The organism is Palleniella intestinalis (assembly GCF_013166595.1).
GTDB lineage: Bacteria > Bacteroidota > Bacteroidia > Bacteroidales > Bacteroidaceae > Prevotella > Prevotella intestinalis.
Genome location: NZ_JABKKG010000010.1, coordinates 98988 through 110713, shown reverse-complemented (window position 1 = coordinate 110713; position 11726 = coordinate 98988). Strand labels below are relative to the sequence as shown.

The following is an 11726-nucleotide window of genomic DNA, read 5'->3' as shown; positions in this document are numbered from 1 at the left end:
TTTGCAAAATCAACAAAATACTATGATAAGGCTTAAAACGATTGACATACTGGAAAGTAAGAAGGCATTAGGGGAATTGCCAAAAGGTAAGCTGTTAATCAATACCATAAATGCCCATTCGTACAATACTGCACAAAAGGACAGCTTGTTTGCCGAGGCATTGCTTAACGGTGATGTGCTTATACCGGACGGTGTAAGTGTGGTGAAAGCATGCCGATGGCTGAATGCAAAGTCACAACCATGTGAGCGTATTGCAGGCTGGGACTTGTTTGATTATGAAATGAAGCAGTTGGCAGTATATGGTGGCAAATGTATGTTTATGGGCAGTTCGGAGAAAGTGCTGTCACTCATCAAACAGCGTGCAGCAGTTGAATATCCTAATATAGAAATTATTACTTACTCTCCACCTTACAAAGCAGAGTTCACGCCGGAAGAGAACAAAGACATCATAAAAGCGATAAATGCTGCCGAACCTGATTTGCTGTGGATAGGAATGACAGCTCCAAAACAGGAAAAATGGGTCTATTCGCATTGGGACGAGCTGGACATACATTGCCATGTCGGAGCAATCGGTGCTGTGTTCGACTTCTTTGCCGGTACAGCGAAGCGCGCTCCACTGTGGTGGCAAAAACATGGACTTGAATGGCTGTACCGCCTTATTATCGAACCCAAACGAATGTGGAGGCGATACATTATAGGAAACATCTTGTTTCTGTGGAACATCTTGAAAGAGAAACTCGGAAAATGAATGCAATGCTATAACATTCTACAATTTATATATGATTGTATAACGCCGCCGTGGCAATGCTCTGAAGACAGAGTTTGCCACGGCGGCGTTGTTTGTTGGAATACATTTTTCTTGCCGCAGATGCTTGGTTTTCTGAGAAAAATCATTAATTTTGCGGATGATAAGATGTAGGAATGCTAAGGTGAATGACAGGGAAATTGCCCAAAACCGAAATTACGGTAAATAAAACCATGATTGGGGTATGGGATTGTAATGATATTATGCGTAATTTTGCACTCGGAACAAAGGCATGGCTAAAAGATGCCTTTTATCCGTTAGTTTATGAAGAAAACATTAATATCACTGCTGTCGTTGCTGTGGCTCTCAGTGGCAGCACAAACATTAAACACTACACAGGTTATGAACACTACTCTTACGCTCACTCAGGAGTGGGACAAGACGTTCCCAAAGTCATCAAAGGTCAATCATCGGAAGGTCACTTTCACCAACCGTTACGGCATCATGCTGGCGGCAGACCTATATGTCCCAAGCTGCGAAAAAGGGAAGTTTGCAGCGGTTGCCGTATGCGGCCCGTTCGGCGCTTGCAAGGAACAGTGCTCCGGACTGTATGCACAGACGCTGGCGGAGAGGGGATTCCTCACATTGGCTTTTGACCCTTCCTTCACCGGCGAGTCGGCCGGCGAGCCGCGCTTCATGGCTTCTCCCGACATCAACACCGAGGATTTCCAGGCTGCGGTGGACTATCTCTCCTGCCGCAATGACGTCGATCGGGAGCGCATCGGCATCCTTGGCATCTGCGGATGGGGAGGAATGGCACTCAATGCCGCTGCTCTCGACACACGCATCAAGGCCACTGTGACCTCGACCATGTACGACATGAGCCGTGTAAACGCCAACGGTTATTTCGACGGAGATGACAATGCCGATGCGCGCCATGAGGCAAAACTGGCACTTAACGCCCAACGCACGAAGGAGTTCGCACAAGGCAGCCACGAGCAGGGTGGCGGTGTGCCGGACGAACTGTCTGCCGATGCTCCGCAGTTCATGAAGGATTACCACAACTACTACAAGACATCACGCGGCTATCATCCGCGCAGCGGCAACTCAAACGGTGGCTGGGCGAAGACCGGCTGCATGTCGTTCCTTAACCAACCGATACTGAAATACAGTGACGAGATACGTTCCGCAGTGCTTATGATTCATGGTGAGAAAGCCCATTCCTGCTATTTCTCCAAGGATGCCTACCGTGACATGATGCGCAACGGCGAGAGTGTGGCGGCAAAAGCAGGCAACAAGGAACTGCTGCTCATCCCGGATGCCGTGCACACCGACCTGTATGACAATCTTGCTGTCATACCTTTTGACAAGATATGTGAGTTCTACAAGACATATTTAAGATAAGAAATGTGTCATGAGAAAACTTGCTTTCCTCTTTTGCGCCATGCTTGTCTCGCTTCATGCCGTGGCGGCATGCAATGGGATGACCGATGATTCTTGCCCTGAAAGGGACTATAACACAACGGAAAACGACACTCGAACAATGAAAAAGATAACAATCAGTGTCAACGGCAGGTCAATGACCGCCACGCTTGCCGACAACTCTTCCGCTGCTGCTCTCGTGGCATTGCTGGAGCAGGGGCCGCTGGCCTACAATGCGCATGACTATGGCAACTTCGAGAAAGTCGGCGATATAGGGCACACTCTCCCACGCAATGATGAGTACATCACCACCGTTCCGGGTGACATAATCCTCTATCTGGGAAACAACATCTGCATATACTACGACACAAACGAGTGGAATTTCACACGCCTTGGCAGGATTGAGAACCTTTCAGCGTCCGAGATAAGGAGCATACTCGGCACAGGCGACTGCACAATAACCCTTTCTCTTGCCTGAGCAACATCCGTGGAGAAGATAAAAACAGGCACAAAATCCGCTACCACCGCTGTCCGCAGCCTTGACGGGAAGGCATTGGATAAGATTCCTGCGAATGGGATTTACATAGAAAACGGAATAAAGAAATCAAGAAAATGAAGACAGTAAACATAGACTCTGTACAGGCCTTCAACGACAGGTTTGGCTTTGAGACCTTCCATCCGCTTGTCTCTGTGGCACACTTTGATGGGGAAAATGCCGCAGACGAGGAGACGTGCGACATGCACTACGGGCTTTACGCCCTTTTCCTGAAGGAGACGAAAGGCTGCAACCTGTCGTATGGGCGCACGAAGTACGACTTTGACGAGATGACGGTGACATCCTTTGCTCCGGGCCAGACCATACATGTCGAGCCTAACGGTGTGCGTCCGAAATGGACAGCCCTTGTGTTCCACCCCGATTTCCTTGTGCGTACGCAGTTGGGCAGGCAGATTTCACGCTACGAGTTCTTCCATTATTCGAGCAATGAGGCATTGCATCTTTCGGCACAAGAGGTGGACGTGTTCCGCGGAGTGTTGGGAATGATAGAGCAGGAGCTGCACCATGCCATCGACAAGCACACGCGTGAGCTGATTGTCAGTAACATAGAGCTGCTGCTGAACTATTGCCTGCGCTTCTACGACCGTCAGTTTACGACCCGTGAGGAGATAAACCACAGTGTCGTCCAGCGTTTTACAAAAATGCTTGACGAGTATGTGCGTGAGAAGGCACGCACACATGGTTTGCCTCATGTGGCATATTTCGCGGACAAATGCTGCCTTTCCACCGGCTATTTCGGCGAACTTGTGAAGACCGAGACAGGGCGCACAGCCAAGGATTTCATCGCCGACCGCCTGCTCCTTACCGCCAAGGAGATGCTCAGCGACGGCGAAATGAGCATCACGCAGATAAGCCAAGACCTCGGTTTTGAGTACCCTCAGCATTTCGTGCGCTTCTTCAAACGGTGCACGGGACAGACACCGACACAGTACCGCACGGCATAGGGAAAAACGATACCATACAGACCGCTTTGCGAAAGGTAACACTTCGCACCGTAAAAGGTTACCTTTCGGCATGCAAAGTGTAACACTTTACCACACAAAGTGTTACCTTTCGCCGGAGCATGTATCATGTTGCGTTGCGTGTTGTGTGTAAGTTGTTGGTTATCAGAGTATATACCTGTAGGATTAATGGATATGATATATAAGAAAATGAAACGCTATTTGAGTTTTGCCTTTATGGCATTCCTCGCTTTGGGCGCACATGCGCAGAGCAAGGTCTATGTCACCCGTGAGATAACTCCGGAGTCTCTTGTCCGCATCTACAAAGCCTTGGGACGGACTGCCGACGGGCGTGTGGCGGTGAAGATAAGCACAGGCGAGTCGCAGAAGACAGGCTATCTTCGCCCAATGTTCATCAAACCCTTGCTGGACGAGGTGCATGGCACCATTGTGGAGTGCAACACCGCCTATCCTGGCACACGGAACACCACCGAGGCGCATAGGCAGACCGTCCGCAAGCATGGCTTCACGGCTGTTGCGCCTGTGGACATCATGGACGAGGAAGGGGACATGAACATCCCTGTGAAGGACACCACGCACATCAAATACGACATTGTCGGCAAGCATCTGGCGTACTATGACTTCATGATTAACCTTGCCCACTTCAAGGGACATCAGATGGGTGGTTTCGGAGGTGTGCTGAAGAATGCGAGCATCGGTGTCGCTTCCTCTGCCGGAAAGGCGTACATCCATTCGGCGGGAGTGACAGCGGATGTTGCCAAGATGTGGAGCCATGTTGACGACCAGGACGGTTTTGTCGAGTCTATGGCATCCGCCGCACAGGCTGTGCATGACTATTTCGGCAACGGCGAGCGGATTGTCTATATCGCGGTTATGAACAACATGAGCATAGATTGTGACTGCAATGCCAATCCGCAGAAGCCTTTGATTGCCGATTATGGCATAGTCGCCTCCCTTGATCCTGTCGCTTGTGACCAGGCTTGCTATGACATTATTGCCAAAATCCATAAGGACGCGCACAACAATCCTCAGCCCCTGCTTGACCGTATAGCGCAGCAGCATGGCACACATATCCTTACTTGGGGCGAGAAAATCGGGCTTGGCTCACGGAAGTATGAGATTGTAAACATCGACAAGTAGGCTTTTGTGCAAGGAAAAGGCGCAAAAGTGACATATCGTCAGACAGGATTGTTTTGCGAAAATATGCAAGTGTATTACTCGTGGTTTCCAAATTATTCACTTATTGTGTTTTTGCATAATCCCCATGTTTTGCCGTAATCGCTTCCATGCAAAGTGTGGCGGAGCCACATTTCGCATGGAAACGTTTGCAATAAAGGCATGCGTGTTTCCACAATTCAATTTTGTTTTGCTATAAAACAACAAGAAACGATGAACAGAATATTCACAACATTATTAATATTATTTGTTATGTCAACAATAAAAGCACAGACCTTGATCGAGCGTCAGCTGCATCTCGCCACCGTTGCAAGTCTTGAGGCGCAGGGCGACCTCGCACGTCTTGAGCCGGCAGTGCGCAAGGCACTTGACGGAGGTGTCACGGTCAACGAGATGAAAGAAGCGTTCTCGCATCTTTATGCCTACACCGGTTTCCCGCGTTCCCTTAACGCTTTGGGAGTGTTGTCAAAGGTTTTGAGCGACAGAAAGCCGGAGTGGAAGGACGGAAAGCCATGGACGCGCCCGGCTGTCTGGGACGATGCTAAGGCTGCATTGGAGCTTGGGACTAAGGTTCAGACACAGTTGTCTGGCGGAGCGTTCAACTATGATTTCTGTCCGCAGGACGATTACTACCTGAAGGCGCATCTTTTCGGTGACATTTTTGCCGGAGACCAGCTGTCCCACGCCGACCGTGAGATTGTCACTGTGGCAGCCCTCTCGGCATTGAAAGGCGTTGCGCCACAGCTTGCGTCACACAAGCGGGGTGCTGTGAACATGGGAAACACGCAGGAGCAGGTGGACGAGCTTTGCCGTTTCCTTACTGAGAACGGGCTGTCGCAGCATGATTCCGCTGCCGACGCTTGTGCCGGTGATTGGCAGAAGGGTGAGCCGAACAGGGGCTATGCGCAGTATTTCGTAGGCAACAGTCACCTTGCTCCCCTCCGTCCGAAGAACCTGAAGGATGGCGAGGCGACAGTCCTGCCATGCAGTAATGTCACTTTCGAGCCGGGTTGCCGTAACAACTGGCACATACATCATGGGGCACGCCAGATACTTGTCTGTGTCTCCGGCAAGGGCTGGTATCAGGAGTGGGGCAAGCCGGCGATAGCACTGAAGGCCGGTGACATCATCGACATTCCTGAAGGTGTGAAGCATTGGCACGGTGCTGCAAAGGACTCTTGGTTTCAGCACATAGCCACCCATGTCGCGGTTGAGAACACAAAGCCCGGCTCAGAGCCTAACGAGTGGCTGGAGAAGGTGAGTGACGAGGAGTACAACGGGTTGCATGAAGGACTTTATTGATTCGGATTATTCGAATGATTCGAACAAATCGGTTAATTCGAATGATTCGAGTGAATCGGTTGATTAGGATGCAATTAATTTTGCCGGCTAACTTATTTTTAGTAATTTTGCACTCTGAATCAAAACAAACAAATAAGGAAAAGATATGAAACTCATACCAAGTTTTGCAGTAGACCATACCAATCTGCAGCCGGGAATCTATGTTTCCCGTCAGGATGAAGTAGGCGGTGAGACCGTCACCACGTACGACATACGCATGACAGCTCCCAATCATGAGCCGCCAATGGCACAGGGCGCGCTCCACACCATGGAGCATCTTGTCGCGACATATCTTCGTAACGATGAGGAATGGAAGGATAAGGTAATCTATTGGGGACCTATGGGCTGCCAGACCGGCAACTATCTCATCATGAAAGGCAGCCACTCATGCGAGGAAATGCGCAAGCTGATGCTCCGTGCGTTCAAGTTTGTCGTGGATTTTGAAGGCGAAGTGCCCGGCACAACGCCTGCAACCTGCGGCAACTGCCTGCTTCACGACCTCCCGATGGCCAAGTGGGAGTCACGCCGGTACATAGAGCGTCTGACCAACGCCTTCCATTGTGAGTATCCTAAAGCAGAATAGGGGAGAAGCGGATTGGGAAGGATGACAAAGGACCAACTGCTTGAGATGGTTCGTGACAGCACGCAAGTGATGACCTTGCGGCAGAAACTTGCGCTTGTCGCCATGCTGAGTATGCCGGCGATGATAGCCCAACTGTCGTCTGTCGTGATGCAGATTATCGACGCTTCGATGCTTGGGCATCTCGGCACTCATGAGGCTGCTGCCGTGGGACTTGTGTCCACGACATGCTGGTTGTTCGGAGGTGTGGTTTCAGGTCTTGCCACAGGATTCTATGTTCAGGTGGCGCACAAGATAGGAGCGAACGATGCCAAGCGTGCGAGAAGCATTGTCAGGCAAGGCATCTCGTGCGGACTGGCGTTCAGTGCGTGCATAACGCTTGTGGGACTCCTCATCGCCCCGCATCTGCCAGTGTGGCTTGGGGCGGAAGAGGCTATACGTGGGAATGCCACACTCTATTTCTCCATCGTTGCATTGGCTATGCCTTTGCTTATGATGAACAGTCTTGCGGCCGGCAGTCTGCGTTGCAGTGGCAACGTGAAGACACCGAGTGCGCTTGGCGTTCTGATGTGTGTGCTTGACGTGCTGTTCAATTTCCTGTTCATCTTCGTGCTTGATATGGGTGTTCTCGGTGCTGCTTTGGGTACATGGGTGGCATACTTTATCACGATGGTTCTGATGATGTATTTCCTTGTGGCACACGACAGGAACCTGCGCTTCTCACTCGATAAGGTGCAGAAGTTCAAGCCTCATTGGGACACACTGTCCAATGTGCTGAAGATTGGCACGCCGATAAGTCTGGAACGCGGCGTGATGTCCGGCGCGCAGGTCGCCATTTCGGGTATCATTGCGCCTATGGGCAGCGTGGCAATCGCTGCCAACACGTTTGGTGTGAATGTCGAAAGCCTGTGCTATATGCCGGGTTACGGCGTGGCAGAGGCGGCCACAACGCTTGTAGGGCAGAGTATGGGAGCGAAAAGACAAGAACTTATGCGCAGCTTTGCATGGATTTCTGTCATGCTGGGCATGGCAATCATGGCACTTATGGGTGTCGTGATGTGGGTCTTTGCACCGGAGATGATGGCGATTGTGACCTCCGATGCGGATGTCATACGCCTTGGTACGGAGGTCTTGCGCATAGAGGCATGGGCGGAACCAGGCTTCGCTGCCGCCATAGTCACTTACAGTGTGTTTGTCGGAGCAGGACGGACAATGGGCTCAAGCGTGCTGAACCTTGCAAGCATTTGGGGCGTAAGACTTACTTTAGCGTTGCTGCTTGCACCGACAATGGGGCTGCATGGCGTGTGGATTGCCATGGCGATAGAACTGACATTCCGTGGCATAGCGTTCCTGCTGAGGCTGAAATTCAGGCTGAAGATAAGGGAGTGACCATAAAATACATTCTAGAATAACAGTAAAAAACATTTATCATGACAATAATAAAAGATAAGGAATACGGTGGTGAACGCCCTTTGTACGCTGTCCATGATGTGCGACTTGAGAATGTTACGATACATGTCGGCGAGTCGAGCATCAAGGAGACAAGCAACATTGAGGCGGAGCACTGCACCTTTGAGGGAAAATATGTCTTCTGGGAGACCAACGGTTTCCAAGTCAATGACTGCTATTTCGCGGAGAGTGCGCGCTCCAGCCTGTGGTATTCGCGCAACTGCCGCATGACAAACTGTAAGGTTGATGCGCCGAAACTCTTCCGTCGTATGGAGGGAATCTATGTCGAGAACACTGATTTTCCTAACGGTGAGCAGTTTCTTTGGGACTGCAAGGACGTGGAGATGCACAATGTCTCCATAGGGAATTGTGATTATGTCTTCATGCACACGGAGAACATCCGCCTTGAAAACTATCGACAGGACGGCAATTACGGTTTCCAATATGCCAAGAATGTTGAGATACACAATGCCGTAATCAACTCAAAGGACGCGTTTTGGGAGGCGGAGAACGTGACAATCTACGACAGCGAACTCAATGGCGAGTATCTCGCATGGTACGGCAAGAACATCCGTCTCGTGCGCTGCCACCTCACCGGCGAGCAGCTCCTGTGCTATGTCGACGGGCTTATCCTCGAGGACTGCACCTTCGGTGACGACGCTAACCTCCTCTTTGAGTACTCCACCGTGAACGGAACAATCAAGGGCGATGTCGTCTCGATAAAGAATCCTACGAGCGGAAAGCTCACAGTTGAGGGTAAAATCGGCGAACTTATCTTCGACGAAAACCAACGCCGGCCTGCCGATGCGGTGATAACAGAGGGCTGAAAACCGATATATAGCTCAAAACTCCTTGTGACTTCTTCGTGCCGTTGGTCAGTATTCTCACTCTTGTGGATATAAGGAAAATAGGGAAATAATAGGGAAAAATAGGGAAGAAATGCAATTTCTTCCCTATTTTTCTTGTTTTAATACGGCTTTTTTTCTATCTTTGCACTTGACAAAAATGCGGATATCCGCAATATAATCAAGTGTTATCCCTGAAAAAATACATAAAAGGCATGATTATTCAACGTGATTTTTATTTAAACAAACTTATCAGTCGCCGAGATAACGGGCGAATAAAAGTTGTAACAGGCATTCGTCGCTGCGGCAAATCTGTACTGTTGTTCGACCTTTTTGGCGATTATCTTAGGAAATCGGGCGTTGAGGAAGAACAGATCATAGCCATGAAACTAGACACTGTTACGAATGCGCGTTATCGCAATCCTATAGAGCTTGACAAATTTGTGCGTTGGCGAATCACTGACCCAAACAAGCAATATTACGTTCTGCTTGACGAGATTCAGGAAGTGAAAGCCATCCGTAACCCTTGGCTTGATGACAAGGATGAGAAAATCGGATTTGTAGACATCCTGCTTGGACTGATGGACTTGAAGAATGCCGATGTTTATGTTACAGGCAGCAATTCCAAAATGCTGTCATCGGACATTATGACCGAGTTCAAAGACCGTGGTGACGAAATTCATGTCTGGCCTTTTATGTACAAAGAGTTTTACAATGCTTATGAAGGTGACAAGAGCCACGTTTGGCATGAGTTTGTCACTTATGGAGGGTTACCGCGCATTCTCTCGGAAAAGACAGACGAGGACAAGAGCCGGTATTTGCAGAAACTGATAAAGGACACTTACCTGACCGATGTGGTTGCCAGAAACAAAATCCAAAAGGATATCTCGGTACTTGACGATTTGTTGAACATCGTGGCAAGTTGTATCGGTTCTCTAACCAATCCGAAGAAATTGGAAAATACTTTTGCGACAGTAAAACAGAAGAAAATCTCAGACTCAACCATCAGCTTTTGGCTTGATTGTTTCATTGAGGCGTATATCCTGCGCAAGGCTAATCAGTATAATATCAAAGGACGAAGCTATATAAACACCCCATTGAAATACTATTTCACAGACATTGGTTTGCGCAATGCCCAGCTTAATTTCCGGCAACAGGAAGAAACCCATATCATGGAAAACATCATTTACAATGAGTTGTCTATGCGTGGGTTCAACATCGACGTGGGAGTGGTGGAATATAACTATAAAGATGCGGAAGGGAATAATAAACGTACAAAGCTGGAAGTGGATTTCGTTGCTAATAAAGGGAGCAAGCGTTGTTACATACAGTCTGCCTTCGCTATTCCGGACGAGGACAAACGCTTGCAGGAAACCAACTCACTGCTACGCATAAAAGATTTTCACCGTAAGATTGTTGTAGTGCGGGACAAAATAATCCCATGGTATGATGAAAATGGTATATATTATATAGGTGTAGAAGATTTCGCATTGAAATATATTGATGAGTTGGCAGACTCATTCTAAAAACACTATGTTTGGCAAGACAATTATAATTACCGTGGTATTTTGGCATTAATACTACAGAAAGAGAAGCAATAATGGAGGGCGCATCTGTATTTTGATGCACCCTCTGTTTTGCATTCTATGGTTTGTATATTACCACAGTCATAACTTTATGACAGCCGTAAAGCACTCGGGAAACGCTTCTTCGATGCCTTGCGGACAGTCCTTGAAGAGTCCGAAAAGTGTGGAACCGCTGCCGGACATCAGCGCAAAGTCCGCACCGAGAGAGTATAGGCGTTCCTTTATCGCCCCAAGTTCAGGATGCATGGTGAACACCGGTTCCTCGAAATCATTTGTCAGCAGGCCTTTCCATTGGCTTATTGGCAGTTTGATGATGTCCTTGCAGCACATCTCCGGACGGCGTGGAGTAATCATGCCGTATGCCTTGCCCGTGGAGACCGCTATGTCGGGTTTCACCAAGACTATGTGGTAGCCGCGAAGAATGTCCGCCGCATCGCCAATAGGGGACAGGCGGTCGCCTATTCCTGTGGCATAAGCCGGTTGGGAGGTGATGAAGAATGCGCAATCAGCACCTAATTTTGCTGCATAACGCTCCATTTCTTCGGTGCTCAAATTGAGGCTGAACTGTTCGTTGAGGAGCGTAATCATTGCCGCCGCATCACTCGAACCGCCTCCGAGACCCGCCTGTGACGGGATGTTTTTGAAAAGATGGGCATGCACGCGAGGCAGTTTTTTGTCGTTGGCAATGAGGTTGTATGCCCTCACGACAAGGTTCTTTTGCTCAGGACATAATGGCTCCCGGGACTCCGCTTCCTCGCCATTGCCGGCAGTTTTGACCTTTGTCAGCAGGTCGCACGCCACATCGGAAGGGAACTTTTCGTCCATCTCCGTTATCTCAAGTGCGTCACACAATGGGATAGGGTAGAACACTGTCTCAAGGTCATGGTAACCGTCGGCGCGCCTCGCAATGACATTCAGACCGAGGTTTATTTTGCAACAAGGGAATGCTATCATACGTAATCTGTGGATATGTGGAACGGCAGTCATGCCATTTCGTTAATATTCGTTGTGACTGCAAAATTAATAAAAGTTCTGCAATAAACGAACTTTTCACTGTTTTTATT

At 49.1% G+C, this 11726-nt stretch carries 12 protein-coding genes; 11 read left to right on the top strand and 1 reads right to left on the bottom strand.

The window, feature by feature from the left end; all coding sequences use genetic code 11:
- The first annotated feature begins 22 nt into the window (after window positions 1-22).
- The 11 genes from HPS57_RS12530 to HPS57_RS12485 all read left to right on the top strand — a co-directional run bounded on the left by HPS57_RS12530 (window position 23) and on the right by HPS57_RS12485 (window position 10602).
- The gene (locus tag HPS57_RS12530) at window positions 23-748 is read left to right on the top strand and encodes a WecB/TagA/CpsF family glycosyltransferase (RefSeq protein WP_172183599.1); all 726 of its coding nucleotides are present in this window, start codon (window positions 23-25) and stop codon (window positions 746-748) included.
- A gap of 321 nt (window positions 749-1069) precedes the next feature.
- Window positions 1070-2149, top strand: coding sequence for an alpha/beta hydrolase (locus HPS57_RS12525; protein WP_172183597.1), 1080 nt, complete (start codon window positions 1070-1072; stop codon window positions 2147-2149).
- Window positions 2150-2159: 10 nt separating this feature from the next.
- Window positions 2160-2645 (top strand): cyclophilin-like fold protein, encoded by a 486-nt coding sequence (locus HPS57_RS12520; RefSeq protein WP_216653412.1) that lies wholly within the window; start codon window positions 2160-2162, stop codon window positions 2643-2645.
- A gap of 9 nt (window positions 2646-2654) precedes the next feature.
- The gene (locus tag HPS57_RS14470) at window positions 2655-2783 is read left to right on the top strand and encodes a hypothetical protein (protein WP_256378296.1); all 129 of its coding nucleotides are present in this window, start codon (window positions 2655-2657) and stop codon (window positions 2781-2783) included.
- The gene (locus HPS57_RS12515; RefSeq protein WP_172183594.1) at window positions 2780-3667 is read left to right on the top strand and encodes a helix-turn-helix domain-containing protein; all 888 of its coding nucleotides are present in this window, start codon (window positions 2780-2782) and stop codon (window positions 3665-3667) included. Before HPS57_RS14470 ends, HPS57_RS12515 begins: the two co-directional genes overlap by 4 nt.
- A gap of 207 nt (window positions 3668-3874) precedes the next feature.
- On the top strand, window positions 3875-4825 hold the full coding sequence (locus tag HPS57_RS12510; RefSeq protein ID WP_172183591.1) for a DUF362 domain-containing protein: 951 nt from the start codon (window positions 3875-3877) through the stop codon (window positions 4823-4825).
- A gap of 288 nt (window positions 4826-5113) precedes the next feature.
- Window positions 5114-6163 (top strand): carboxymuconolactone decarboxylase family protein, encoded by a 1050-nt coding sequence (locus tag HPS57_RS12505; protein ID WP_253946557.1) that lies wholly within the window; start codon window positions 5114-5116, stop codon window positions 6161-6163.
- 145 nt (window positions 6164-6308) lie between these two features.
- Window positions 6309-6785: an S-ribosylhomocysteine lyase gene (locus tag HPS57_RS12500; protein WP_172183585.1), complete on the top strand. Its 477-nt coding sequence runs from the start codon at window positions 6309-6311 to the stop codon at window positions 6783-6785.
- Between the two features lie 21 nt (window positions 6786-6806).
- On the top strand, window positions 6807-8171 hold the full coding sequence (locus tag HPS57_RS12495; RefSeq protein ID WP_172183582.1) for an MATE family efflux transporter: 1365 nt from the start codon (window positions 6807-6809) through the stop codon (window positions 8169-8171).
- A gap of 41 nt (window positions 8172-8212) precedes the next feature.
- The gene (locus HPS57_RS12490; protein ID WP_172183579.1) at window positions 8213-9058 is read left to right on the top strand and encodes a DUF3737 family protein; all 846 of its coding nucleotides are present in this window, start codon (window positions 8213-8215) and stop codon (window positions 9056-9058) included.
- 233 nt (window positions 9059-9291) lie between these two features.
- Window positions 9292-10602 carry an ATP-binding protein gene (locus HPS57_RS12485; protein ID WP_172183577.1) on the top strand — a complete coding sequence of 437 codons (1311 nt, stop codon included), beginning with the start codon at window positions 9292-9294 and terminating at the stop codon, window positions 10600-10602.
- A 141-nt stretch (window positions 10603-10743) separates the two neighbouring features.
- Here HPS57_RS12485 and ispE read toward each other — a convergent pair whose 3' ends face one another.
- On the bottom strand, window positions 10744-11616 hold the full coding sequence (ispE, locus tag HPS57_RS12480; protein ID WP_172183574.1) for a 4-(cytidine 5'-diphospho)-2-C-methyl-D-erythritol kinase: 873 nt from the start codon (window positions 11614-11616) through the stop codon (window positions 10744-10746).
- Between the last annotated feature and the right edge of the window lie 110 nt (window positions 11617-11726).